This window comes from Rahnella sp. BIGb0603, from assembly GCF_024808755.1.
GTDB classification, from domain to species: Bacteria; Pseudomonadota; Gammaproteobacteria; order Enterobacterales; family Enterobacteriaceae; genus Rahnella; species Rahnella contaminans.
The window spans coordinates 545,664-572,583 of the sequence record NZ_JANUEX010000002.1 but is presented as its reverse complement, the minus strand read 5'-3'; the positions used below and the strand labels follow the sequence as shown (position 1 = coordinate 572,583).

The 26,920-nt window shown below is 53.3% G+C and carries 21 protein-coding genes; 11 read left to right on the top strand and 10 right to left on the bottom strand.

Going from position 1 to position 26,920, the window contains the following annotated elements; genetic code table 11:
• Window positions 1-150: 150 nt before the first annotated feature.
• Window positions 151-456, bottom strand: coding sequence for an EthD family reductase (locus M2403_RS07650; protein ID WP_259228862.1), 306 nt, complete (start codon window positions 454-456; stop codon window positions 151-153).
• A gap of 154 nt (window positions 457-610) precedes the next feature.
• On the opposite strand from M2403_RS07650, the gene M2403_RS07645 reads away from it, so the two are divergent.
• Entirely contained in the window at window positions 611-1,957 is a 1,347-nt protein-coding gene (locus M2403_RS07645) for a sodium:proton antiporter (RefSeq protein WP_259228861.1), read from the top strand.
• A gap of 72 nt (window positions 1,958-2,029) precedes the next feature.
• Here the strand turns inward: M2403_RS07645 and znuB are convergent, their stop codons facing one another.
• The gene (znuB, locus tag M2403_RS07640; protein ID WP_152327050.1) at window positions 2,030-2,815 is read right to left on the bottom strand and encodes a zinc ABC transporter permease subunit ZnuB; all 786 of its coding nucleotides are present in this window, start codon (window positions 2,813-2,815) and stop codon (window positions 2,030-2,032) included.
• Window positions 2,812-3,570 carry a zinc ABC transporter ATP-binding protein ZnuC gene (gene znuC, locus M2403_RS07635; RefSeq protein WP_104921747.1) on the bottom strand — a complete coding sequence of 253 codons (759 nt, stop codon included), beginning with the start codon at window positions 3,568-3,570 and terminating at the stop codon, window positions 2,812-2,814. Before znuC ends, znuB begins: the two co-directional genes overlap by 4 nt.
• Window positions 3,571-3,665: 95 nt before the next feature.
• Here znuC and znuA point away from each other — a divergent pair, with 95 nt between their 5' ends.
• The 3 genes from znuA (at window position 3,666) to lpxM (ending at window position 7,020) form a co-directional block, all read left to right on the top strand.
• Complete coding sequence (znuA, locus tag M2403_RS07630) at window positions 3,666-4,592, top strand: zinc ABC transporter substrate-binding protein ZnuA (protein WP_259228860.1); 927 nt, start codon at window positions 3,666-3,668, stop codon at window positions 4,590-4,592.
• 20 nt (window positions 4,593-4,612) lie between these two features.
• Window positions 4,613-5,947, top strand: a complete 1,335-nt coding sequence (gene mepM, locus M2403_RS07625) for a murein DD-endopeptidase MepM (protein WP_259228859.1) — start codon at window positions 4,613-4,615, stop codon at window positions 5,945-5,947.
• 92 nt (window positions 5,948-6,039) lie between these two features.
• On the top strand, window positions 6,040-7,020 hold the full coding sequence (gene lpxM, locus M2403_RS07620) for a lauroyl-Kdo(2)-lipid IV(A) myristoyltransferase (RefSeq protein WP_259228858.1): 981 nt from the start codon (window positions 6,040-6,042) through the stop codon (window positions 7,018-7,020).
• Between the two features lie 59 nt (window positions 7,021-7,079).
• Here the strand turns inward: lpxM and M2403_RS07615 are convergent, their stop codons facing one another.
• The 6 genes from M2403_RS07615 to M2403_RS07590 form a co-directional block, all read right to left on the bottom strand.
• The gene (locus M2403_RS07615; protein ID WP_259228857.1) at window positions 7,080-8,300 is read right to left on the bottom strand and encodes an MFS transporter; all 1,221 of its coding nucleotides are present in this window, start codon (window positions 8,298-8,300) and stop codon (window positions 7,080-7,082) included.
• A gap of 81 nt (window positions 8,301-8,381) precedes the next feature.
• Window positions 8,382-10,766: a GNAT family N-acetyltransferase gene (locus M2403_RS07610; RefSeq protein WP_259228856.1), complete on the bottom strand. Its 2,385-nt coding sequence runs from the start codon at window positions 10,764-10,766 to the stop codon at window positions 8,382-8,384.
• 14 nt (window positions 10,767-10,780) lie between these two features.
• Window positions 10,781-12,106, bottom strand: coding sequence for a lysine N(6)-hydroxylase/L-ornithine N(5)-oxygenase family protein (locus tag M2403_RS07605; protein WP_259228855.1), 1,326 nt, complete (start codon window positions 12,104-12,106; stop codon window positions 10,781-10,783).
• A 13-nt stretch (window positions 12,107-12,119) separates the two neighbouring features.
• Entirely contained in the window at window positions 12,120-13,688 is a 1,569-nt protein-coding gene (locus tag M2403_RS07600) for an aspartate aminotransferase family protein (RefSeq protein ID WP_259228854.1), read from the bottom strand.
• Between the two features lie 632 nt (window positions 13,689-14,320).
• Window positions 14,321-15,763 (bottom strand): pyruvate kinase, encoded by a 1,443-nt coding sequence (gene pyk / locus M2403_RS07595; RefSeq protein WP_152327058.1) that lies wholly within the window; start codon window positions 15,761-15,763, stop codon window positions 14,321-14,323.
• A 233-nt stretch (window positions 15,764-15,996) separates the two neighbouring features.
• On the bottom strand, window positions 15,997-16,866 hold the full coding sequence (locus tag M2403_RS07590; RefSeq protein ID WP_152327059.1) for a MurR/RpiR family transcriptional regulator: 870 nt from the start codon (window positions 16,864-16,866) through the stop codon (window positions 15,997-15,999).
• A 410-nt stretch (window positions 16,867-17,276) separates the two neighbouring features.
• Here M2403_RS07590 and zwf point away from each other — a divergent pair, with 410 nt between their 5' ends.
• Entirely contained in the window at window positions 17,277-18,752 is a 1,476-nt protein-coding gene (gene zwf / locus M2403_RS07585) for a glucose-6-phosphate dehydrogenase (RefSeq protein ID WP_152327060.1), read from the top strand.
• Window positions 18,753-18,955: 203 nt separating this feature from the next.
• Window positions 18,956-19,603: a bifunctional 4-hydroxy-2-oxoglutarate aldolase/2-dehydro-3-deoxy-phosphogluconate aldolase gene (locus tag M2403_RS07580; protein ID WP_152327061.1), complete on the top strand. Its 648-nt coding sequence runs from the start codon at window positions 18,956-18,958 to the stop codon at window positions 19,601-19,603.
• Window positions 19,604-19,664: 61 nt separating this feature from the next.
• Here M2403_RS07580 and M2403_RS07575 read toward each other — a convergent pair whose 3' ends face one another.
• Window positions 19,665-20,009: a RidA family protein gene (locus tag M2403_RS07575; protein ID WP_101080008.1), complete on the bottom strand. Its 345-nt coding sequence runs from the start codon at window positions 20,007-20,009 to the stop codon at window positions 19,665-19,667.
• A gap of 144 nt (window positions 20,010-20,153) precedes the next feature.
• Here M2403_RS07575 and M2403_RS07570 point away from each other — a divergent pair, with 144 nt between their 5' ends.
• The 5 genes from M2403_RS07570 (at window position 20,154) to rnd (ending at window position 26,768) form a co-directional block, all read left to right on the top strand.
• Window positions 20,154-22,067 carry an ATP-dependent DNA helicase gene (locus tag M2403_RS07570; protein WP_259228852.1) on the top strand — a complete coding sequence of 638 codons (1,914 nt, stop codon included), beginning with the start codon at window positions 20,154-20,156 and terminating at the stop codon, window positions 22,065-22,067.
• 72 nt (window positions 22,068-22,139) lie between these two features.
• Complete coding sequence (gene tsaB / locus M2403_RS07565; RefSeq protein WP_152327063.1) at window positions 22,140-22,841, top strand: tRNA (adenosine(37)-N6)-threonylcarbamoyltransferase complex dimerization subunit type 1 TsaB; 702 nt, start codon at window positions 22,140-22,142, stop codon at window positions 22,839-22,841.
• A gap of 62 nt (window positions 22,842-22,903) precedes the next feature.
• Window positions 22,904-23,536, top strand: a complete 633-nt coding sequence (locus tag M2403_RS07560) for a Slp family lipoprotein (RefSeq protein ID WP_152327064.1) — start codon at window positions 22,904-22,906, stop codon at window positions 23,534-23,536.
• 320 nt (window positions 23,537-23,856) lie between these two features.
• On the top strand, window positions 23,857-25,554 hold the full coding sequence (gene fadD / locus M2403_RS07555) for a long-chain-fatty-acid--CoA ligase FadD (RefSeq protein WP_217153183.1): 1,698 nt from the start codon (window positions 23,857-23,859) through the stop codon (window positions 25,552-25,554).
• Window positions 25,555-25,646: 92 nt separating this feature from the next.
• Window positions 25,647-26,768: a ribonuclease D gene (gene rnd, locus M2403_RS07550; protein WP_259228851.1), complete on the top strand. Its 1,122-nt coding sequence runs from the start codon at window positions 25,647-25,649 to the stop codon at window positions 26,766-26,768.
• Window positions 26,769-26,920 lie beyond the last annotated feature (152 nt).

Here is a 26,920-nt window from a genome sequence, read left to right as displayed (position 1 = left end):
TCAATAACACCGGATAAAATAGCGCGCAGCCCGCAAAAAAACTTTAATAAGCAGAATAAAGTTTTACAAGGTGTAACCTCTATTCTGACTTATTGTTTTATCGATAAACGTTGACGGCGCGAAGCGTTTTATGTGATGAAAAAATGCCGGTCAGACAACCACGTCAAAAATCATCTTCACCGCTTCGATATTGGTAAAGTTCGCCACGTCTGCCACGAAATCCTCCACATTTCCCTCCATGCCTTTAGCGAAATCTTCCATCGAATGGCAGTAAATATGGCAGGCAGCGATGAACGGGGTATCAGCAGGTGCGCCCGCCTGGATTTTATCGACAGAGTAAGAATGACAATATTCACCCATACGGCTTTTGATCAGCGGCAGATGCACGTCGCGATAGTAATCGTGATCAAAGTAGCCGTTTTCAATGTTTGGGTATAACACGCTGTATTTAATCAATTTCAGTGCAACCTTTTTTCAGGATAAAAATTCATTTTAGCGTACAGGTAACAGACGCGCCGCGCGATTTGTGCCCGATGCACTTTATCTGAAAAATCACCCAGTTGATGACATGTACTAAGCTTAAGAGATCAATACTTATTATGGGTTACGCATGGGATTTTTAGGTTGGACAGCGGCAGTCGGAGGATTGCTCTTGATTATGTCACTGGCGTCGGGATGGATTTCCCGCGGACCGGTGACGACTTTTGGATTGTATCTGGCGGCGGGGATTGTCTGCGGCCCCTGGGTTTTAGATTTACTTCATGTCGATCTGGTAGTGTATTCAACGCTCACCGCGCGCTTTACTGAAATCGCGATGGCGGCTTCGCTCTTTATTACCGGCCTCAAGCTCCGGTTGCCTTTCCGTTCGCAAAGCTGGCGCGTCGGCGCGGTGCTGGCGTTCCCGGCGATGCTGCTGACGGTGTTATGCGTGACCGTGATTACGCATTATATCACCGGAATGTCCTGGCCACTGGCGCTGGCGTTGGGGGCGATTATCGCGCCGACGGATCCGGTTCTGGCGAGCATGATTGCGGTCAACGATGCGAATGACGATGACGGCCTGCGGGTTGCATTGTCGAGCGAAGCAGGAATGAATGACGGCTCGGCGTTGCCGGTTCTGATGCTGGCGTTAATGTTATTTACCGCGCACGAAGGGTTGTCATCAGAAGCCATCTGGCACTGGGCGTGGCGCGATGTGGTCTGGGCACTGCTCGGCGGGCTGGGGATTGGTTTTGCGATGGGGAAACTGGTCGGGCTGAGCGCCACACGTTTTCACAGCAGACAGCGGACGGTTGCGCCGAGTGATTTTCTTGCGCTGGCGCTGATTGCGCTGAGTTATGCCGCCGCGCAAAGCCTTGATGCGTCCGGATTTCTGGCGGCTTTTGCAGCGGGTGTCGGTTTGCGCAGCGCCGAGGTGCGCGTGGTGTCGCTGCATCCGCCGGAAGATCTGGAAGAAGGGCGGCGTCCACCGCCAGCGGAAGGGATGGTGAATCCGCATCAGCGCCACAATATGCAGGCGGAAATGCCGCAAAATTCTATCGGGCTGATGGTTGGCGATGCACTCTCATTCGGCGATACCATCGAACGGTTGTTTGCCGCCGGGATTGTGATGGTGCTGGGGATTACGCTGGCGGAACACTGGGAACCAATGGGCCTGCTGATCGCCGCGATTTTGTTTATCGTTGTCCGCCCGCTGGCCGTTTATCTCACGACGCTTGGCATCCGCGTGCCGCACGGACGGCGGCTGATGATTGGCTGGTTTGGTATCCGTGGGATCGGCAGTATGAATTACATCGCTTACGCCTGGACGCACGGACTGCACGGCGCAGAAGCCAATTACATGGCCAACATTGCCTTTACGGTGATTGTTGCCAGCGTGGTGATCCACGGACTGACGGTGTCGCCGGTGCTGCACTGGCGTCAGGCGAGGCAGGCGGCGAGGGCGCAAAAAGAATAATAAAGAAGATACAAATGAAAACGGACGCTCAGGGCGTCCGTTTTTACAGGCGTTTCTGCAATGATGTTACCGTCAGGCAATCTGCTTTTTGCCGAGGCTGAGCATAAACAGCACGGCGGCGGAAAGCACCACGGACGGGCCCGCCGGTGTGTCGTAGAAAGCCGAAAACGTAAGCCCCGCGGTGACGGCAACAATGCCAATCACAATGGCGACTGACGCCATCTGTTCCGGCGTTTTCGCAAAGCGGCGCGCCGTGGCGGCAGGAATAATCAGCAGCGACGTGATGATCAGCGCACCGACAAACTTCATCGCCAGACCAATTGTCAGCGCTGTGACCAGCATCAGAATAATCCGCGAACGTTGCAGGTTTACGCCATCGACATGCGCCAGTTCCGGGCTGATGGTCATGGACAGTAACGCCCGCCATTGCCAGCAAAGTACCGCAATCACGATGGTAACGCCGGCGGCAATCATCCAGATATCGCTGTACGTTACCGAGAGCAAATCACCGAACAGATACGCCATCAGATCGACGCGAACGCCGGACATCAGGCTGACCACCACCAGACCGAGTGATAATGCGCTGTGCGCCATAATCCCCAGCAGGGTATCGACGGCCAGATGCGGTTTGCGTTCCAGCGCCACGAGTAAAACTGCCAGCAGTAAAGTCACAGCAATGACGGTGTAAAATGGATTAACGTTGAGCAGCAGCCCAAATGCGACGCCGAGCAGGGATGCGTGAGCCAGCGTATCGCCGAAATAGGACATACGGCGCCAGACGACAAAAGAGCCCAGCGGACCGGCGGCAATCGCCAGCAAAACACCGGCGATCCAGCCGGGTAATAACAGCGCGATCATGCGTCACGACCTCCGGTGTTGCGCAAAATAATCTTCCCTTTTAAGTCGTGGCGATGATTATGGTTGTGGCGGTAAATCGCCAGTTGCTCCGCGCCCCGGTTGCCGAACATCGCAATAAATTCAGGATGCGTGGACACCACTTCCGGCGAGCCGGAACAGCAAATATGCTGATTCAGGCACAAAACCTCGTCAGTTTTCGCCATCACCAGATGCAGGTCGTGCGACACCATCAGGACGGCGCAGCCAAGCTCACAGCGCAGGTTGTCGATAAGGTTGTACAGCGCAACCTGGCCGTTGACGTCCACACCTTGCGTCGGTTCATCAAGCACCAGAAGCTGCGGGCTGTTCAGAAGCGCACGCGCCAGTAAAACGCGCTGGTTTTCACCGCCGGACAGTTTTTGCATCGGCTGATCGAGAAGGTGCGCCGCCTGAACGCGCTTCAGCGCAGGCAAAATGTCGCTTTTCTTCACGCCCGGTTTCAGGCGCATAAACCGACTGACGGTCAGCGGCATCGTCGGATCAAGATGAATTTTTTGCGGAACGTAGCCGATCCGTAAACCCGGCTCGCAGGTCATCGTGCCTTCTGTTGGCGCAATCAGGCCAAGCACAACGCGCACTAACGTTGATTTCCCTGCGCCATTCGGGCCAAGCAGGGTCAGTATTTTTCCGGGTTGCAGGCTCAGCGATATGTTGGACAGCACGCGGCGAGAACCGAAAGTTACCGAGATATTTTGAAGCGTAGCTAATGTGGGCATGTCATAGGGTCTTGCAGAACAAATCGGATGTTATAATATTGCGTTTCGCGAAAAATAACCAGTTTTCCCCCAACACGAAGATGAGTTCACCCCGCATGATACAGAAAAAAAGCGTTAAACGGATGTTACTGGCAGCCGCAATCCTCAGTTCCGGTGCGGTTTACAGCGCTCAGGCCGCCGTTCTGGCCTCCGTTCGTCCGCTGGGATTTATTGCCGCCGCCATTGCCGACGGCGTAATGCCGACCGATGTATTATTGCCGGATGGCGCGTCGCCGCATGATTTTGCGCTGCGACCTTCGGATATTCAGCGTATGCGGACCGCGGATCTGGTGGTGTGGGTGGGGCCGGAAATGGAAGCGTTTATGACCAAATCGGTCGCGCAGTTGCCGCCGAACCGTCAGGTGGAAATCGCCGCGCTTCCGGCGGTGAAACCGATGCTGATCAAAGGCAGCGATGATGATGAACATGAACATGACCACGATCATGACGACGGGGACCATCATCACGGCGAATACAATATGCACGTCTGGCTGTCGCCGGAAATCGCCCGTGAGACCGCCATTGTCATCCATAACAAACTCGTGCAGCTCGTGCCGCAGAAAAAGCAACAATTAGATGCAAATTTGTCGCATTTTGAAGAGGGCTTGACAAAAGCTGACAAAAACCTTGGTAGTATTCTGCAACCTGTTCAGGGTAAGGGATATTTTGTTTTTCACGATGCCTATGGCTACTTTGAAAAACACTTCGGCCTTTCGCCACTTGGTCACTTCACGATCAATCCCGAAATACAACCTGGCGCACAGCGTTTACATCTCATTCGAACACAGTTGGTTGAGCAAAAAGCGACCTGCGTTTTTGCTGAGCCACAATTCAGGCCGGCCGTCATAACGGCTGTTGCCCAGGGAACAAAAGTGCGTATGGGCACATTGGATCCGCTGGGGAGCGGCATTGTACTGGGCGCGGACAGCTACGTGAATTTCCTGTCACAGCTGACGAACCAGTATTTGAGCTGCCTGAAGTAAGCTAAAAGGACAGAATTTAAGTGCAGCTGATAGCCCGATCTATCGCTCTGGCGTATAGCAACCTTCCACGGCCCCACCGCATTATGCTGGGGTCGCTGACCGTCGTCACACTGGCCGTCGCCGTCTGGAAACCGTTAGCCTATCACCCGGACAATGACCTTTCCGACACCAAACCGCTGGTTAAAAACATCACGTTAGATAACCAGCAATTGCGTTCGCTGCTTCCCGAAGCCAGTGAACCTATCGATCAGTCGCCTCCGGCTGACGATGATATTCCTCAGGACGATCTGGACGATAAAACTGCGAACGAAGCGGGCGTTCATGAATACGTGGTTTCTACCGGCGATACCCTCAGCAGCATTCTGAATCAGTACGGTATTGATATGTCTGAAATTGCTGCGCTTTCGGACGCTAACCGTGATTTGCGTAACCTGAAAATCGGCCAGCAATTGTCATGGACGTTAAACGATGCGGGCGATTTACAGCGCCTGACGTGGGAGAAATCCCGCCGTGAAACGTTCACATTTGACCGCTCCGGCAATACCTTCAAATCTTCACTGGAAACCCTGAAAGGCGAGTGGAAAGACTCGGTCATTAAAGGCACGCTGAACGGCAGTTTCGTGACCAGCGCCAAAGCGGCCGGGCTCACCAGCGGTGAAGTCAGCGCGGTTATCAAAGCGCTCCAGTGGCAGCTCGATTTCCGTAAATTGCAGAAAGGCGATGATTTCGCGGTGCTGATGTCCCATGAAGTGCTGGAAGGGAAAAACGAGCAGAGCGAATTGCAGGCTGTGCATATGCGCTCCGGCGGCAAAGATTATTACGCCGTGCGTGCCGAAGACGGTAAATTCTACGACCGCACCGGCAGCGGGCTGGCGAAAGGTTTCCTGCGTTTCCCGACCGGTAAACAGTATCGGGTTTCCTCTAACTTTAACCCGCGTCGTCTGAATCCTGTAACGGGCCGTGTGGCGCCACACCGTGGTGTCGATTTTGCGGTGCCTGTCGGCACGCCGGTGCTTGCTGTGGGCGACGGCGAAGTGGTGGTCGCGAAAAACGGGGGTGCGGCCGGTAACTATGTCGCTATCCGTCATGGTCGCCAGTACATGACCCGTTATATGCACCTGCGCAAACTGCTGGTGAAACCGGGCCAGAAAGTGAAACGTGGCGACCGCATTGCGCTTTCCGGTAATACTGGCCGTTCAACCGGCCCGCATCTGCATTTCGAAATGTGGATTAACCAGCTGGCCGTCAATCCTCTGACTGCCAAATTGCCTCGTACAGAAGGGCTGACAGGTAAAGATCGCAGTACTTACCTGGCAACCGTCCGCGAAGTCGTCCCTCAGCTGAAGCTGGACTGAACCTCAGGTTTTACTGATTCGCTGCCGTGATTTATTGCAAAATAACTCACGGCACTTATCATTGAACCAGAATTTGTCATAAGAGCCTGAGCATGCAGCCAGAAAAAGAAAAACGATCATCCGTAGAATTTATTCCGCAATTTCAGAAAGCCTTTTACCATCCGCGCTACTGGGGCGTCTGGCTGGGCGTCGGAGCGATGGCCGGTATGGCTTATCTGCCCGCGAAAGTCCGCGATCCGATTTTAGGCAGTCTGGGCCGTCTGGCCGGAAAGTTTGCCAAAGGCGCACGTCGTCGCGCGCAAATCAACCTGCTGTATTGCCTGCCTGAAACGCCGGAAGCGGAGCGCGAACATATCATTGACGAAATGTTTGCTACCGCGCCGCAGTCAATGGTGATGATGGCGGAACTGGCACTCCGTGACCCCAAAAAAATCACCCAGCGTATCCACTGGCACGGCAAAGAAATTGTCGACCAGATGCAGCGCGAAGGCAAAAATGTGATTTTTTTGGTGCCACACGGCTGGGCTGTGGATATCCCGGCGATGCTGATGGCGGCCAGCGGTCAGCCTATGGCTGCCATGTTCCATAACCAGAAAAATCCGCTGACGGATTATCTGTGGAACAGCGTGCGTCGCCGCTATGGCGGGCGTTTGCATGCCCGAAATGACGGGATCAAACCGTTCATCAGCTCCGTGCGTCAGGGTTACTGGGGATATTATCTGCCGGATCAGGATCACGGCGCGGAACATAGCGAATTCGTTGATTTCTTTGGAACCTACAAGGCGACTTTGCCTGCGGTAGGGCGTCTGATGAAAGTTTGCCGCGCGCAGATTGTTCCGCTTTTCCCGGTGTATAACGGCAAAGAGCAACGTCTGGACATTTTTGTGCGGCCACCGATGGATGACCTGGCGACGGCTGACGATAACCAGATTGCGCGCCGTATGAATGAAGAGGTGGAATTGCTGGTCGGGCCTAACCCTGAGCAATACACCTGGATCCTGAAATTGCTGAAAACGCGCAAACCGGGTGAACCGGAGCCGTATTCCCGCAAAGAGCTTTTCCCGAAAAAGTAAGCGTCAAATATCGGACAGATGAAAGAGGCTGAGCAAATACTCAGCCTCTTTTGTATTTGTTATCCTGCTTTTACCGCGCGTTTCAGAAACAGCGCAATCAGCAGTGTTCCCGCTGTACCGGACAGCAAACCAGCCAGCATGAAAATGCCGTAGCCCTGTGCGAAATAAAGTTGTTTCGCCAGTTCAATCCCTGTCGCAAAAACCACAATGGTGATCAGCCCGAGGGCCGCCGCTACCGTGCCTTTGCCCGTCGGGCTGGAGAACAGCGTCAGCCGGTAAAGCCCGGCATTGACCAGCCCCGAGCCCAGCGCATACAGGCTCAGCCCCGCCGTTATCCAGTACCAGGCATGCACCATAAACAGCGCCGCATAAGCGCTGATGCAAAGTCCGAGCACAATCGGCAAAATTCCCAGCCAGACCGGCGTGCGGATATGCACTTTGCCACTGAGTTTACTCAGCGCAACGTTGCCGGTGATAAGCCCTGTGAATACCGGAACCTGAAGCCAGCCGTATTGTAACGGCGTCATACCCGCGTCCTGAATAAGCAACACCGGCGACTGCGCCACCCAGGCCAGCAGCGGCAACGTGATCAGCCCGATCGATAACGAGCCGGTGACCACGCCAGTATTGGTGAACACTTCGCGGTAATCCGCCAGTAAGCGGCGCATCGAGAAACGCCCGTCACGACCTGACGCCGTTTCCGGCATGCTGCGCCACAGGCCCCAGAATGACAGTGCGGAGATCAGCGCAAAAAGCGCAAACATCGCTTTCCACGGCGCGTATTGAATGAACGCCGCACCCGCCAGCGGCCCGAGCAGCGGCGCGATCAGCGTGATATTGGCCATCAGCGCCATCAGCTTTACGCTCAGGGCTTCGCTGAACGCTTCCTGAATGGCGGCGTAACCTACCGCGCCGATAAAGCACAGACTCATGCCCTGTAAAAAACGCATCAGAATAAATTGTTCGATGCTTTGCGTGAATACCGTGAGAAAGCAGGTGACGGTGAAAAAGGCCACGCCCGTCAGCAAAACCGGCCGGCGCCCCAGCCGGTCAGAGAGCGGCCCGAGCAGCCATTGCAGAAGAATTCCGCCACACAAATAGGCGGTCAGCGAGGTGGAAACCCAATCGGCGCTGGCGCTGAAGTCGCTGATCACCTGCAGCATACCCGGCTGAATCATATCGTGGGCAATATAGGTGGCGAATTCGAACATCACCAGCGACAGCGGAAACAGCCACTGACGCCAGCTCAGCTGAGAGGCGGGTTCAGAAACGGACGACATAGCAAGACTTCTCCATTGCTCAAAAATCAGAAAAGCGCGACCCTCTCAGGCCGCGCTAAAAAACGTGCTTAAGTGCGGGACTCAGTATTTATTCGCATAGGCCGCAATCGGGTTTTCCAGCGTCCCGGCAAACTTGAGGTTTTGCGCCGGATCCGACAGGTTGATCATCTGCTGATTATTCGCCAGTTGCAGACGGTTCAGGCAGGAATGCGTGAACTCGGCGCCAAACATGTCGTAACGGGCAAATTTCTCTGCCAGCTCCGGATACTGAATCTGGTAATCGCGGACCACTTCCGCCACTACCTGCCAGAACTGACCGGCCGGATAATTGCCGTTTTCTTCCAGGATACGGGCGATAAAGCGGAACACACCCGCAAACACGTCGGTGAAGATCGACAGGATTTTCAGCTCTTCCGGCACGTCAACGGCCAGTCGTTTGGCTTTTTCCGGCAGATGCGCATCCGGGTTCATCACGGCAATTTCTTCCGCGATATCTTTCATAAAAGCGTTAACCGGAATGTTGTTTTCGAAACGCAGGATCAGGTTTTCGCCGTGCGGCATAAAGACCAGATCGTACTGATAAAAACAGTGCAACAGCGGGCTGAGGTAAGCGTGCATGTAACGCTTTAGCCAGTCGCCGGTCGCCAGACCTGAGGATTTGATCATCTCAACAATCAGGGCGTCGCCGTGTTTGTCGGTATGTAAAAGCGCGGCCATGGTCATCAGACGCTGGTTCGGTTGCAACTGAGCCACCGGGTTCTGACGCCACAGCGCGGCAAACATTTTTTTATACGCGCTGTCGCCCTTAATCGCTTCTTCGAAATAGTGGTTGTGATAACCCAGTGAAGCCACTTCCTGAAGAATGCTGAAGCCGGTGGATTGCAGGTAGGAATCGTTTTCGACCAGCTCCGCCAGCCATTCGTTGATGCCCGGCGTGGTCGCCATGTAATACGGCGAAAGGCCGCGCATGAAGCCCATATTCAGAATCGACAGCGCGGTTTTCACATAGCGGGCTTTCGGGCGGCTGGCGTTATAGAAGGTACGGATTGATTGCTGCGCGAGATAATTATCTTCGCCCTCACCGAGGTAAATCAGGAACTGGCGGGCGATGTCCGGCGCAAATACCGTCAGTAATTTATTCTGCCATTGCCACGGATGCACCGGCATGAAGTAGTAGTTTTTCGGATCCACACCTTTATCGACCAGATGCTGTGTGAACGCGCAAATCTGCGCATCGCCCAGTTCTTCGGCGATCAGTTTTTCGTAAGGCAAACCTTCCACGCTGGCGAAATGAGCTTTGTCGTGATGCACCGCGACCCAGACCAGTTGCAGCGGATTTGCCGCTTCCGGGGCATAACGCACGTAGTCACCGGCATCAAAACCGATACGGCCATTGTTGGCGATAAAGCTTGGATGGCCTTCGGTCATGCTGGTTTCCACCGTCTGGAAATCAGCTTCAGAAAGTTGTTTTGCGGTCGTGTGATTGTTCGCCAGTTTGTACGCGCTGCTGTAAAGCGTGCTGCTGATTTCTTCCATGTAGGTCGGCAACATCGCCTGTGAAATACCAATCTGACCGGCAAATTCAATGATGAATTTCAGCGCATCCAGCGGTTGCGGCGTGAAGTTATCCAGACGCTGAATGCTGTCGAGATCAATCATCCAGTCGTTCAGCGGTAACTGGCGTGCACGGAAGCGGTATTCAATTTCAGAAGCCGGAACGGCCAGCTGATAATCGGTCCAGGTGCCGCTATTTTGCAGCGCGACCGGCGCGAGCAGGCGTTCGTGCGTCAGCTCAGACAGGCATTTGCGTAACAGCAGGGCATTAGCTTTCGCCCAGATTTCCGGTTGCAGATGCTGGCCGGATTGCAGCTGAGATGAAGTCATGGTGTTTTTTTCCTTCTGGCGGGCCTGCAAAAAATCTTCGCGCTGGCAGAAAGCCAGCCACGCGGTTTTATGAGTCAGTTGAATTTGTTTCTGATAGCGGAAACCTGCGCGCTTATTCAGTTTGTGGATCTTTTCGTTACGCACGTCCGGCTCAACCACCACGCGCGTCACGTCAGGCTGGCTGAACAGATATTCCATCACGGCTGAAAAGACCTGCCAGCTGAAACCGGAAACGGGTTTATCCGCCGGAGACAGCAAAATGTGCATGCCCATATCGCCGGGCTGAACGTCGTAGTGTTCGCGTAATGGATCATCCTGCACCGGATAGCATTCGATCAGAAAACGCGGCTGCCCGTCGATTTCGCCCATCAGCGCGGCCAGCGGTTTTCCGGCAGTCAGGTCGCGGTAGAAAACATCAACGTCGGCCACGCTGCTGTTTTGCATTCCCCAGAAATGCGCGTAAGGCTGCGTCATCCACGCATGCAGGATGGCGGCGTCATTTGCCAGATGCAGCGGGCGTAATGTGAGCTGCCCGGCGTCGCGATGGCAGGTGAACAGGGGGGCGGGTATAAGTTCAGACATGGGTTATTTCTCCGTTATCTGTCTGCAAGGCTGCGGGCGCAGAAAGTCTGGAAGGCGATGGATTTTTCCACCGGATAGACTTCCTCGCCGAGCATTTCGCGAATAATGGAACTGTTGCGGTAACACGCCATGCCCAGATCCGGCGTGACGAAACCGTGGGTATGCAGTTCGGCGTTCTGGACAAAAATCTGATTGTTCGCGTCGATGCTGTAATTGCGGTTGACGGCGTAACGGCCGGCGTCATCCCACTGAATCCGGTTGTAAATACCTTCGATAAACTGCGGCGGCTGATAACCGTAACCGGTGGCGAGCACCACGGATTCCGTCTGGTGACGATATTCCTGCTGCTGTTCGTGGTGAAGCAGCGTCATCTCCAGCTCGCCTTTGCGGTTACCCGTCAGCGCGGTCAGCTCCGAGTGCGTGTAGAGATTGACATTCAGCGGGCCGTCGAGGCGTTTGGTGTACATTAGATCGTAGATGTCATTGATCAGGCTGATGTTGATGCCTTTGTACAAGCCTTTTTGCTCGCGGTTCAGCTGGTCGCGCTTGCTCATCGGCAGGGCATGGAAGTAATCGATGTACTCCGGCGAGGTCATTTCCAGCGTCAGTTTGCTGTACTCCAGCGGATAGAAACGCGGCGCGCGGGTCACCCAGGTCAGGTGATAATCGTACTTGTCGATTTCTGAAAGCAGGTCGTAATAAATTTCCGCCGCACTCTGGCCGCTGCCGACCACGGTGATGGATTTCGAGCGCTGCATCCGCTCTTTGTTCGGCAGGTAGGCGCTGGAATGATGAACGTTGCTGCCCGCTTCCCGGGCACACGCCGGCATCCACGGCGACGGACCGGTGCCCAGCACCAGACGTTTGGCGCGGTAAATCTGTTTATCGCCGCCTTGGGTCGAACGCGCCTGCACCAGGTAACATTGCGTTGGCGCGTCCCACGTCACCAGCTCCACGCGCGTGGAAAATTGCAGGCTGGTCAGCTGTTCGCACGCCCACTGGCAATACTGGTTGAACTCTTTGCGCATCATGAAGAAATTTTCACGGATGTAAAAAGAGTACAGTTTTCCCTGCTGCTTCAGGTAGTTGAGGAAACTATAAGGGCTGGTCGGATCGGCCAGCGTCACCAGGTCGGCCATAAACGGCGTCTGCAAATGGGCGCTTTCCAGCATCATGCCGGTATGCCAGTCAAAGCCGTCATTTTGATCTAAAAACAGTCCGTTCAGCGCTTTTACTGGCTCCGTCAGACAGGCCAGACCGAGGTTGAACGGGCCGATGCCAATCGCAATGAAATCGTAGGTCTGTTTATCTGCATTCAGTTCAGGGGAATTAAGGCTCATGGTGCAACTCCTGTTAGCGGTTCTTCGCGGCGCTCAGCGCGGCGGCGGTCAGTTCTTTACCGTAATGCGTGATAAGGCTGATCACATCGGCGACATCTTCCGTGGTGGTGGTCGGGTTGAGCAGGGTGAATTTCAGGTACTGGCGCTGATGTACTTTGGTTCCGGCAATCACTGCGCTGCCGTCGCGGAAAATGGCTTTGCGGATGTCGGCGTTGATGGCGTCAATTTGCTCCTGACTCATCGACATGCGCGGGACAAAGCGGAACACCAGCGTGCTCAGTTCGGGTTTGTGCAACACTTCAATGTTCGGGTTTTGTTCCATCAGCTGATGGGTTTCGGTGGCGCGTTCCAGCAGCACATCGAAGGATTCACCCAGCGCCTGCTGGCCCATGATGCGCAGCGTCAGCCACATTTTCAGGGCGTCGAAACGTTTGGTGGTCTGGATGCTTTTGTTGACCAGATTCGGCGTGCCTTCCAGTTTTGCACTCAGCGGATTCAGGTATTCCGCGTGGTGAGTGACGTGTTCCAGATGGCGGTGGTCGTTGACCAGAAACGCACTGCAACTCACTGGCTGGAAGAAGGATTTGTGATAATCAACGGTCACGGAATCGGCCAGATGAATACCTTCGATACGCTGGCGATGCTGCGGGGAAACCAGTAAACCACAGCCGTAAGCGGCGTCGGCGTGCATCCAGATTTTCTCTTTGCGGCAGATTTCCGCGATTTCATGGAGCGGATCGATACTGCCGAAATCGGTGGTGCCCGCCGTGGCCACTATGGCAATCGGGATCAAACCTTCTGCGTGACAGCGTTCGATTTCCTGTTTCAGCGCGCTGATATCCATACGGAATTTGTCGTCACAGGCGACCGGCACCACGGCGTCATAGCCGAGGCCGAGCAGGGCGGCGGATTTCTGAATGCTGAAATGGCTGACCTGTGAACTGAAGATGCGCCAGCGGTTAGCTTCCGGCGGCAAACCCTGATATTTGATGCTGTGCTGAGGACGCGTGCGTTTGCAGTGGCTGTCGCGCGCCAGCAACATTGCCATCAGGTTTGATTGCGTGCCGCCGCTGGTAAAAATACCGTCCGACTGTGCGCCAAAGCCAATGCGTGCCAGCGTCCAGTCGATGACCTTTTGCTCAATAAGGGTGCCACCTGCGCTCTGATCCCAGGTATCCACAGAAGAGTTGATCGCACTGATAAAAAGTTCGGCCAGTTGCGACGGAACGACGGTCGGGCAGTTGAGATGTGCGAGGTATTTCGGGTGATGGAAATAAACAGCGTGCTGAAGATATAAATCATCCAGTTCTTCCAGCGCCAGCCGCGTTCCGTCTAATGGTTTGGTTAAATCAATATGGCGAAACTGTTCGGCTAATTCGGCAGGGGAGACACCCGAAAAAGGCTTTTCGGTCTGATTAATATGTGACTTAATTAATTCAATACCTTGCTCAATCTGTGCCTGCCAGTCCGGGGTGCTATTTTGATTAAAGATATAACCCTGATTTCTGCTTAATTTTTCCTGAGCAGGTGTGAGGTTATTCGCGCTGTCCTGCATTAATTCCCAATTATTTATCTGGCTCATTCTGGATCCTTTTAATCTGACCTTTTCATCGGAAGCAGGCGCGGGGCGGCCTCCCGAATGTATTAAGGAAATTTCAGTGAACGTAAGCGTTAGCAGGCAGGGTTTATGCCCACGCCTGTTAAGTGTATGGTTAATTATTTTTCTTTATCAGAAATTGAAGGTTATTTGTCTTGTCTGTTTTCCTTTGTGCGGATTTATACAAGGTTTTAACGATTGGGAATCATTATAAATGCAAATCATTATCATTCAATAACGACATTGAACATTTAGCAAATACCTGTGTTTTTGATGTTTTTATGTGATCTCTATCACATAAAAATGTAAATTTGGCTTTGGATACTCTTAATCCTATGAGAGAAGTCTGTATTTGTTATTCAATTCAGTACTCTCACCTGTGGCATTTAGGATACAAAAAGTTATATTTAGCCATAATAAGTGCAGGTGTAATTTGTTTTTATCACGAAGGTATTGTTGAGATGCAGGGGAGTATTTCCACCAGATGGCAAAATAATGATCAAATTAAGAACGTTAAATGCCTTCGTACGGCGGGGAATAAAAGGAGTCAATGCAGGGAAATAAAAAGGCCGATCATAACAATCGGCCATTACGTTATATTTTATTACATTTAGAGATTAATCAACACGCAACAGGCGGCTGGTATTGGTGGTGCCGATGGTGCTCATGACGTCGCCCTGAGTGATAATCACCAGGTCGCCTGAAAGCAGATAACCTTTATCACGCAGCAAATTCACCGCGTCCTGAGCGGCTGCGACGCCGTCGTTAACGCTGTCGAAGAAGACCGGCGTGACGCCACGATAAATGGCGGTCAGGTTAAGCGTGTGCTCATGGCGGGACATGGCAAAAATCGGCAGGCCGGAGCTGATACGTGACAGCATCAGCGCGGTGCGGCCAGATTCAGTCATGGAGATAATCGCCGAGACGCCTTTCAGGTGGTTGGCGGCGTACATTGCAGACATGGCAATGGCTTCTTCGATGTTATCGAATTCCACGTCCAGACGATGTTTGGAAACGTTGATGCTTGGGATTTTTTCCGCACCGAGACAAACACGCGCCATCGCAGCCACGGTTTCTGACGGATACTGTCCGGCAGCCGTTTCAGCAGAAAGCATCACGGCGTCGGTTCCGTCGAGCACGGCGTTCGCGACATCCATGACTTCCGCACGGGTTGGCATCGGATTGGTGATCATCGATTCCATCATCTGCGTCGCGGTAATAACAGCGCGGTTAAGCTGACGGGCACGGCGGATCAGTTTTTTCTGAATACCCACCAGTTCCGGGTCACCGATTTCAACGCCCAGGTCGCCACGGGCCACCATCACAACATCGGAAGCGAGAATGATGTCATCCATCGCCGCGTCGGACGCGACGGCTTCAGCACGTTCAACTTTAGAAACGATTTGCGCATTACAGCCGGCATCGCGTGCCAGACGGCGTGCGTAGTTAAGATCTTCGCCCGTGCGTGGGAATGAAACTGCCAGATAATCTACGTCCATTTTGGCCGCAGTAATAATGTCTGCTTTATCTTTTTCAGTCAGGGCTTCAGCGGAAAGACCGCCGCCCAGCTTGTTGATGCCTTTGTTGTTGGACAGCGGGCCGCCAACGGTAACTTCGGTGAACACTTTCATGCCTTGGACTTCGAGCACTTTCAGCTGCACGCGGCCATCATCAAGCAGCAGAATGTCGCCCGGCACCACGTCGGCAGGCAGACCTTTGTAGTCGATACCCACTTTCTCTTTATCGCCTTCACCCTTGCTCATGTTGGCGTCGAGCAGGAATTTGTCGCCGACATTCAGGAACACTTTGCCTTCTTTAAAGGTCGATACGCGGATTTTTGGCCCTTGCAGATCGCCAAGAATAGCCACATGGCGACCAAGACGGGCGGCGATTTCACGCACTTTGTTGGCGCGCAGAATGTGGTCTTCAGGGGTGCCGTGGGAGAAATTCATACGTACAACGTTTGCACCGGCGGCAATAATTTTTTCGAGGTTATTGTCGCGGTCAGTTGCAGGACCGAGGGTGGTAACAATCTTGGTTCTTCTGAGCCTTCTGGACATGCCTTACTCCGTTAACTGGTGAAGCAATTATTGTGCAAAAAACAGCGGGTCCACATTGGGTCGAGGTGTAATTGTAATACAAAAGGGTTTCACCTGTGTGACCCGCTGACCTCATGTCTGACATTTGTCCTGCGCACTTTGCGCGTAGATTTTCCGCCAGACTCCCTATTAAATCGTTGGTGCTCAATTAATATGTTTAATGAATGATTTGCTGCCTGCCGCACAGGGTGATGTCATTCAGACAGGTTAGGGACGACAATCCCCTTATCAAAGCGCGATTCTTTCAACGCTTCTTTGACCCGCTTCAGGTTATCTCTGAATTTTGCGCCACGGCGCAAGGTAAAACCGGTGGCGAGCACGTCGATCAGCGTCAGTTGTGCAATCCGCGAGACCATCGGCATATAAACGTCGGTGTCTTCGGGCACATCGAGCAGCAGGGCGAGCGTGGCTTCGTGCGCCAGCGGCGTATTAAAAGAGGTGATAGCAATGACCGTGGCATCGTTTTCGCGGGCAAGGTGCGCGAGTTCCACCAGATTTTTGGTACGCCCGGTGTGAGAAATCAGCACAACGACGTCGCCTTCGCTGGAATTCATGCAACTCATGCGCTGCATAACGATGTCGTCGAAATAGACCACGGGAATGTTGAAGCGGAAAAATTTGTTCATGGCATCATGCGCGACGGCGGCGGAAGCTCCAAGCCCAAAGAAGGAAATCTTCTTCGCCTGTGTGAGTAAATCGACGGCGCGGTTGATGGCGGCGATGTCCAGGGTGTTTTTCACCTGATCGAGGCTTGCCATAGCAGATTCAAAGATTTTGCTGGTGTAAGCGCTGACGCTGTCGCTTTCATCCACGTTACGGTTCACATAAGGTGTACCGTTTGCCAGACTTTGTGCCAGATGCAGTTTAAAATCTGGAAACCCTTTTGTGTCGAGACGACGGCAAAAACGGTTTACAGTAGGTTCACTGACGTCGGCCATACGGGCGAGAGTGGCAATACTTGAATGAATAGCAATGTGCGGCGATGCGAGGATAACTTCTGCAACTTTGCGTTCTGACTTGCTCAGAATGTCAAGGCTGGTCTGGATTTTTTCCAATGTATTCATAAGCATGCCACTCATAGGTTTCAACGATTTCTTTGAAAAGAGGAAATCGTTCTGATTTGATGAAAATATACTACGTGCTTCAGGCCGTTGGCAGCGTCAGTCAGGCGAATTTACGGCTTTTTTTGTCAGAGTTTGACCGAGATCTAACTTTCAGTATGGTAAATTCTGTTCAGTTTTGTCATAAAATTACAGAATGTGGTCGGTTTTAAGCAGGTCTGGAATTCGTATGATAAAAACAGGGTTTTATCAGCAAGTTATCACGCTGTCAGATCAAGGTTTACGGCTTACGGGCAATCAGAGTACATTGTTGCTGAAATAAAATTACAATATGTACCCGAGATAATTCGAGTTGCAGCTCACGCAAAGGCAACCAGAAATAGATTAGGTATTCCTGCATTGAGGAGAAGAACATGGCGGTAACTCAGACAGCCCAGGCTTGTGATCTGGTAATTTTCGGTGCAAAAGGCGATCTTGCGCGTCGTAAGCTGTTGCCTTCCCTGTATCAGTTAGAGAAAGCAGGTCACATTCACCCTGACACCCGCATCATCGGTGTTGGTCGTGCGGAATGGGACAAAGCGGCCTATACCGAAGTGGTTAAAGAAGCACTGACCACCTTCATGAAAGAAAAAATTGATCCGGAACTGTGGGATAAACTCAGTGCCCGTCTTGATTTCTGTAACCTTGATGTCAATGATCTGAAGCATTTCAAAGTGCTGGGCAAAATGCTTGACCAGCAAAACCGCGCCACCATCAACTACTTTGCGATTGCGCCAAGCCACTTCGGTGCAATTTGCCGTGGTCTGGGTGAAGCCGGGCTGAACAAAGAACCTGCGCGCGTTGTGATGGAAAAACCACTGGGTCACTCTCTGGAGTCTTCTCAGGTCATCAATGATCAGGTTGCGGAATACTTCGCCGAATCTCAGGTTTACCGTATCGACCATTACCTGGGTAAAGAAACGGTACTGAACCTGCTGGCGCTACGTTTTGCCAACAACCTGTTCGCCAGCAACTGGGATAACCGCACTATCGATCATGTGCAGATCACCGTTGCGGAAGAAGTGGGTATCGAAGGCCGCTGGGGTTATTTCGATGACGCAGGCCAGATGCGCGACATGATCCAGAACCACTTGCTGCAAATTCTGACTATGATTGCCATGTCGCCACCGGCGGATCTGAGCACCGACCGTATTCGTGATGAAAAAGTCAAAGTGCTGCGTTCCCTGCGCCGCATCGACCAGTCAAACGTGCGCGAAAATACAGTGCGTGGCCAGTACACAGCCGGTTTTGTACAAGGCAAAAAAGTGCCGGGCTATCTGGAGGAAGAAGGCGCGAAAAAAACCAGCAGCACCGAAACCTTTGTGTCTATCCGTGTGGATATCGACAACTGGCAGTGGGCTGGCGTGCCGTTCTACCTGCGTACCGGTAAGCGTCTGCCGACCAAATGTTCAGAAGTTGTGGTGTACTTCAAGAGCCCGGCGCTGAACCTGTTCCGTGATTCTTACCAGCAGTTGCCGCAGAACAAACTGACCATCCGTCTGCAACCGGACGAGGGTATTGAAATCGAAGTGCTGAACAAGGTTCCGGGTCTGGAACACAAACATCGTTTGCAGACAACCAAACTGGACCTGAGCTTCACCGAAACCTTCAACGAGCAACACATCGCTGATGCTTACGAACGTCTGCTGCTGGAAACTATGCGTGGGATCCAGGCGCTGTTCGTGCGTCGTGACGAAGTGGAAGAAGCCTGGAAATGGGTCGACTCCATCATGAATGCGTGGGCAGCGGAAAGTGAAGCACCAAAACCGTATCAGTCCGGTACATGGGGACCGGTGGCTTCTGTGGCCATGATTACCCGTGACGGCCGTTCCTGGAACGAGTTCGAGTAACCGGTCATCCTTTAAAAACGCTGCCTGTGCAGCGTTTTTTTATGACACATCAATTCTTTTAGCAGTTAGGAATAGTAGTATCTCGTCCAATCGGGTGTGGTCGGTTTCTGGCAACGTTTTTTCTTTCTGAAAAGTTGCCAGACCCTGTGGCAGGGGCGCGCCATCAATCACAACGATGCCTGCGGGCATGAACGGAGAACAAGATGAAAAACTGGAAAACAAGCGCGGAACAAATTCTGACCTCAGGGCCGGTTGTTCCTGTGATTGTTATCAACAAACTGGAACACGCCGTTCCGTTGGCGAAAGCGCTGGTTGCCGGTGGTGTGCGAGTGCTGGAAGTGACGCTGCGTACCGCCTGTGCGATGGACGCAATCCGTGCGATTGCCAAAGAAGTGCCGGACGCCATTATTGGTGCGGGTACCGTTCTCAATCCTGAACAACTGGCCGAAGTCACCGAAGCGGGTGCACAGTTTGCGATTAGCCCAGGCCTGACAGACGCTTTGCTGAAAGCAGCCAACGCCGGTTCTATCCCGCTGATTCCGGGCATTTGCACCGTATCGGAACTGATGATGGGTCTGGATGCCGGTCTGCGTGAATTCAAATTCTTCCCGGCGGAAGCCAACGGCGGCGTGAAAGCGTTACAGGCGATTGCCGGTCCGTTCCCGCAAGTGCGTTTCTGCCCGACCGGTGGGATTTCACCGGCGAACTACCGGGATTATCTCGCGCTGAAAAGCGTGCTATGTATCGGTGGATCCTGGCTGGTGCCAGCCGATGCGCTGGAAAGCGGCGATTACGCGCGTATTACTGAACTGGCAAAAGAAGCCGTTGCGGGTGCTGGCGCCGCCGTCTGAATTGATGCGTAAAAACATAAAACCTCCCGCGGGAGGTTTTTTTATGTCTGAAATTCAGCGATTAACGTGCAGCGATAATCTTGATCTCAATTTTGTATTTCGGGTTCATCAGGTTTGCCTGCACGGTGCAGCGAACCGGCGCGTTACCCGGAGACACCCACGCATCCCAGGCTTCGTTCATTGCCGGGAAATCTTCCTTGTGAACCAGAAACAGCGTGGCATCGAGAATTTTGCTCTTGTCTGAACCGGCTTCTGTCAGTACGGCATCGATGATGGCCAGCGTTTCAGCGGTCTGATCTTTTGCATTGGCATCCAGATTTTCCGGCACTGCAGTGTAATAAATGGTGTCGTTGTGGATGACCACATCAGACATGCGCGGCTCAGGTCGGATCCGTTCGATAGTCATACTTTTGTGCTCCTGTTAGTCACTTTTTATTGATGGTGGTAAGGGTAACACAAAGGTTTGCTGCGTTGGATTGGCAGATGGCGGTGGCGGTGAGGGCGTTCGGTTGGCATAATCACTGCTGATCCGTACAGGTAGAGAGACAGAGTGACAGACGATTTCGCAACAGACGGCGCACTGGCGCAGAAAATTGAAGGTTTTAAACCCCGTGAACCTCAGCGTCTGATGGCGCAGGCCGTCAGCAAAGCCATCAGCGGTAAGCAAGGCCTGGTGGTGGAAGCCGGTACTGGTACCGGTAAAACGTATGCGTATCTGGCTCCGGCACTGCGTTCCGGCAAAAAAGTCATTATCTCAACCGGTTCGAAAAACTTACAGGATCAGCTGTATTCCCGCGATTTGCCCAAAGTGGCCAGTGCGCTGAATTTCAAAGGCCGTCTGGCGTTGCTCAAAGGGCGTTCTAACTATCTGTGTCTGGAACGCCTTGAGCAGCAATCACTTTCCGGCGGCGATCTCGCCAGTCAGGCACTCAGCGAACTTGCGCATCTGCGTCACTGGTCGAGCAGCACGGAAGAGGGCGATATCAGCACCTGTACCGTAGTGCCGGAAGATAGCTTTGTCTGGCCGCTGGTAACCAGCACCAACGATAACTGCCTGGGCAGCGACTGCCCGCTGTACAAAGAATGTTTCGTCGTCAAAGCCCGCCGTAAGGCGATGGACGCGGACGTCGTCGTTGTTAACCATCACCTTTTTATGGCTGATATGGTGGTCAAAGAGAGCGGCTTCGGTGAGCTTATCCCGCAGGCCGACGTGATGATTTTCGACGAAGCTCATCAGATCCCCGATATCGCCAGCCAGTATTTTGGCCAGCAGGTAACCAGCCGTCAGTTGCTGGATATGGCGAAAGACATCACCATCGCTTACCGCACGGAAGTGCGTGATTCGGTGCAATTGCAGAAAAGCGCTGACCGCCTGAGCCAGAGCACAATGGATTTTCGTCTGGCACTCGGTGAGCCGGGTTTTCGCGGTAATCTGCGCGACGTGCTCAATCAGCCCGCTATCCAGCGCGCTCTGCTGTTGCTCGATGACGCGCTGGAGCTTTGCTACGACGTGGTCAAACTGTCTCTCGGACGCTCGGCCTTGCTGGACGCCGCCTTTGAGCGCGCCACGCTGTACCGCAACCGTCTCAAGCGCCTGAAAGATGTTTCGATTCCCGGCTACAGCTACTGGTACGAATGTAATTCCCGTCATTTTGTTCTGGCACTGACGCCGCTGTCGGTCACCGATAAATTCAGCGAAATGATGAAAGAAAAGCCGGGTGCGTGGATTTTTACGTCCGCAACGCTTTCGGTGAACGATCAGCTCCACCATTTTACCGAACGTCTCGGACTGGACGAAGCCGAAACGTTGCTGCTGCCCAGCCCGTTTGATTACGCCAAACAGGCATTATTGTGTGTACCCCGTTTTCTGCCTGAATCGAACGTGAACGGCAGTTCGAAACAGCTGGCGCGTATGCTGCGTCCGCTGATCGAAGCCAATAAAGGCCGCTGTTTCTTCCTGTGTACGTCACACAAAATGATGCGTGAACTGGCCGAGGAATTCAGGGCCAGCCTGACGCTGCCCGTTTTATTGCAGGGCGAAACCAGTAAAGGCCAGCTATTAGCGCAATTTGTCGAAGCCGGTAACGCCTTACTGGTCGCGACCAGCAGTTTCTGGGAAGGGGTGGATGTGCGCGGCGATGCGCTGTCCTGCGTCATCATCGATAAACTGCCGTTCACCTCGCCCGACGATCCGCTGCTCAAAGCCCGTATTGAAGACTGTCGCCTGCGCGGCGGCGATCCGTTCAATGACGTACAATTACCGGATGCGGTCATCACGCTGAAACAGGGGGTCGGACGTTTAATTCGTGATACTTCTGACCGGGGTGTGATGGTGATTTGCGACAACCGGCTGGTAATGCGCCCGTATGGTGAAGTTTTCCTCAACAGTTTGCCGCCGACGCCGCGCACACGTGATCTTACACAAGCGATACGCTTTTTACAGAACGTGGAAGAGCAGAAATAGCCTTCACGTTATGTTAGGATAGCGCCCCGAAAAAAGGCCCTAACTTATTCATTTCCCCGCCTGAGGTTTGGCATGTCCACGCGAATTTTAGCAATTGATACGGCGACAGAAGCCTGTTCGGTTGCGCTATACAATGAGGGCGAGACGCTCGCTCATTTTGAACTCTGCGCCCGCGAACATACGCAGCGTATTTTGCCGCTGGTGCAGCAGATCCTCGCCGAAGCGGGCCTGACGCTGAATCAGCTCGATGCTCTGGCCTTTGGCCGCGGGCCGGGCAGTTTTACCGGCGTACGTATCGGTATCGGCATGGCGCAGGGATTGTCGCTGGGCGCTGAATTGCCTTTGCTGCCGGTTTCCACTTTACAGACCATGGCGCAGGGCGCTTACCGCCAGACTGGCGCTGAAAACGTGCTGGCCGCCATCGATGCGCGCATGGGCGAAGTGTACTGGGGCGAATTCTCCCGGAACGCTCAGGGTGACTGGAGTGGTGAAAACACCGAGAAAGTGATCAAACCTGAACAACTCATCGAACAGGCCGGCTCACTGACCGGCCGTTTTGCGACCGTCGGCACCGGCTGGGAAGCTTATCCACATTTGCTGGGTGAATCTCCGGTTGCAGAATTATTTGATGGCAAAATGTTACTACCGCACGCGGAAGATATGCTGCCGCTGGCGCTCCAGCTCTGGGAAAACGGCGTTCGCGTAAATCCTGAAGATGCTGAACCCACTTATCTGCGCAACGAAGTTACGTGGAAAAAGCTGCCGGGCCGGTAAGTTACCGCAACTTGTGTACTTAAAAGTGGTCAAAAAAAAGAGTATGCACAGGAGTCATCGCAATGCGTAAGTGGTCAGCAGTCCAGCAGTTTTCGGTTCAGACAGGTAAAAAATGGGCGTTGAGCGCTGTTGCGCTAAGCGTTCTGGTGTTGTCAGGATGTGTCACCGTTCCGGATGAAATCCGCGGGACCACGGCAACGCCGCAAATGAATTTACAGGCGGTGCAGGGCGCGCCGAGTCTGTATGTCGGTCAGGAATCACGTTTTGGTGGCAAGGTAGTGGCAGTCACCAATTTGCAAAATAAAACGCGACTCGAAATCGCTACAATGCCGCTTGATGACGGGGCACGACCTATTCTGGGCGCGGCGTCGCGTGGCCGCATCATGGCTTACATCAACGGTTTCGTCGATCCGGTGGATTACCGCAATCAGCTCGTGACCGTGGTTGGTCCGATTACCGGCGTTGAAAAAGGCACAGTAGGGCAGTCGTCCTATGATTTCGTGACTATCAGCGTAAACAGTTATAAACGCTGGCGCATCGAACAACAGGTGGTGATGCCGCCTCAGCCGATGGGGCCGTGGGGCTGGGGTTACGGGGGACCGTACGACAGCTGGGGGCGAGGGTTTGGGCCCGGTTGGGGGCCCGGCTGGTATGACATGGGGCCCGCACGGGTCCAGAGTGTCGTCACCGAATAACCGGCACAATTACGGCGCGCCGCCTCCGCACCGGGCTCCACCTCCGGCTGCGATGAGGCCGGCACCGGGACATCCGGTGCCACCGCCGCCGCCGAAAAAGTAAAGACAGACAAGATCGTTGTTAAGGCGGCTTAATTGCCGCCTTTTTCTTTTTAAGCCACGGACGGTTTGGCTAACGAAGGGCGCAGAAAAAGTGACCCGCCTCTCAACCTCGACATTGTTTGAAACACAACTGGTAAGCTGAGTTAAAATATTGTTAAAGACGTGATAAAACTCGTCGAATTGAGATGGCAACAGTACATGATTTCAGGAGTGATACCTTGGAAAAGGTTTGGCTAAAACGTTATCCGGCAGATGTTCCCGAGAACATCGATCCTGACCGCTACAGTTCGCTGGTCGAGATGTTTGAAAATGCCACGCTGCGTTATGCAGACAGTCCGGCGTTTATCAACATGGGCGAGGTCATGACGTTCCGTAAACTTGAGGAACGTAGTCGTGCTTTTGCGGCCTATCTGCAAAACCAGCTAGGGCTAAAAAAAGGCGACCGCGTGGCCCTGATGATGCCCAATCTGCTGCAATATCCGATTGCGCTGTTTGGCGTATTGCGTGCGGGCATGGTCGTGGTGAACGTCAATCCGCTGTATACGCCGCGCGAGCTGGAACATCAGCTCAATGACAGCGGTGCCAGCGCTATTGTGATTGTGTCCAACTTTGCCCACACGCTGGAAAAAGTGGTCTACAAAACACAGGTTAAGCATGTGATCCTGACCCGTATGGGCGATCAGCTTTCTGCGGCAAAAGGCACGCTGGTTAATTTTGTCGTCAAATATGTCAAAAGGCTGGTGCCTAAATATCACCTGCCGAATGCGATTTCCTTCCGCAGTGCCCTGCAATACGGGCGCCGTTTGCAATATATCAAACCCGATATCATCAATGACGATCTGGCGTTTTTGCAATACACCGGCGGAACTACCGGCGTTGCGAAAGGCGCGATGCTGACACACCGGAACATGCAGGCCAATCTGGAACAGGCAAAAGCAGCGTACGCACCGTTGCTGCAACCTGGCCACGAACTGGTGGTAACGGCGCTGCCGCTGTATCACATCTTTGCGCTGACAGTGAACTGTCTGCTGTTCCTCGATCTCGGGGGAAAAAGCCTGCTGATCACCAACCCGCGCGACGTGCCGGGCATGGTGAAAGAGCTGTCCAAATATCCGTTCACCGCTATCAGCGGGGTGAATACGTTGTTCAACGCGTTACTCAATAACGAAGATTTCCGTGAGCTGGACTTCTCGACGCTGCGCCTATCGGTTGGTGGCGGAATGTCAGTTCAAAAATCGGTGGCCGATAAATGGGAAAAACTGACCGGCAAGCATTTGCTGGAAGGTTATGGCCTGACGGAGTGTTCGCCGCTGGTCGCGGGCAACCCGTACGACCTGAAACATTACAGCGGTAGCATCGGTTTACCGGTGCCCTCTACGGAAGTGCGTCTGGTGGATGATAACGGCCAGGATGTTGCGCCGGGTAACCCCGGAGAGCTGTGGGTACGCGGGCCGCAGGTGATGCTGGGTTACTGGCAACGGCCTTCAGCGACCGATGAGGTGCTAAAAGATGGCTGGTTATCGACGGGCGATATCGTTACAGTGGACGAGCAGGGCTTTTTGCGGATTGTGGATCGCAAAAAAGACATGATCCTGGTTTCCGGTTTCAACGTTTACCCTAACGAAATTGAAGAGGTGGTTTCACAACATGACAAGGTGCTCGAAGTTGCCGCCATTGGTGTGCCAAACGAGTCGTCAGGTGAAATCGTCAAAATTTGCGTGGTGAAGAAAGACCCGTCACTGACCAGCGAAGAACTTCTGGCACATTGCCGCCGGTTATTAACCGGTTACAAAGTACCGAAGATTGTTGAATTTCGCGATGAGTTACCGAAGTCAAATGTCGGTAAGATCCTCAGACGCGAACTTCGCGATGAGCAGGCAAAACCGAAGGACGATCCTAAGCAGGATGCGGCGTAACGTTTGCCCGCTGCGCTGTGATGGTCACTCTCAACGCCGGATTTGTCCGGCGTTGTCACGTTATAACGCATTAATATTAAGAGAATTAAGATTTGAATTATCAGTTGATCACGACCAATGACGCGCTGGAGCAGGTTTGTCTTCAGGCCAAAGCGCACAGCAAAATTGCGCTGGATACCGAATTCGTCCGTACCCGCACTTATTACCCGCAACTCGGGCTCATCCAGCTGTTCGACGGTGAACGGCTGACGCTGATTGACCCGTTGCCGATTACCGCCTGGCAGCCTTTTATCGATTTGCTGGTCAATCCTGATGTCGTGAAATTTCTCCATGCCGGCAGCGAAGACCTGGAAGTTTTCCTGAACGCTTTTGGCGTGATGCCTTCTCCGCTAATTGATACGCAAATTCTTGCCGCCTTCAGCGGACGTCCGCTGTCTTGCGGGTTTGCCCGTCTGGTGGCAGAAACGACCGGCGTGGAGCTGGATAAAAGCGAATCGCGCACCGACTGGATTGCCCGGCCTCTGAGCGAAAAACAGTGTGTCTACGCTGCTGCCGATGTCTGGTATCTTCTGCCGCTGGCCGACAAGCTGATGCGTGAAACTGAAGAAGCTGGCTGGATGGATGCCGCGCAGGATGAATGTCTGGCGTTGTGCCGCCGTCGTAAAGAGGTTCTTCAACCTGAACTGGCTTATCTGGAAATCGGCAATGCGTTCCAGCTGCGTCCGCGTCAACTGGGTTGCCTGAAGTTGCTGGCCGCCTGGCGGCTCACTCAGGCACGTCAGCGTGACCTGGCCGTCAACTTTGTGGTGCGTGAAGAAAACCTCTGGCAGGTAGCCCGTTATCAGCCTAAATCGCTGGGTGAGCTTGAAGCGCTTGGCCTGAGCGGCCCGGAAATCCGTTACCATGGCCGCACGTTGCTGGCGCTGGTGGAAGAGTCTGAGGCATTGCCGGAAGACGATTTACCGGCTCCCATTTCGAATCTGATTGATCAGCCGGGTTATCGCAAAGTCTTCAAAGACATCAAAGCGCTGATCCAGACCGTGAGTGAAGAAAGCGGGTTAAGCGTCGAGTTACTGGCCTCACGTCGCCAGATCAATCAGTTATTAAGTCGTCACTGGAAGTTAAAAGAGAAGGAATCACAGCCGGAATTAATCGGCGGCTGGAGAGGAAAACTTCTTGCTGAAAGGCTGAACGAAATTCTCAGTCAATATTGATGAGCTTACCGCGTTCAAAATAACTGAATACGAAAACTTAAATTAAAAGGCGGAGATTTTCTCCGCCTTTTTGTTTTTGGTTAACCGCATATTTAAATAATAGCGCCCGGGAAATGTTCGCGGATGAAATCACATTAAGGATATTAACCGCC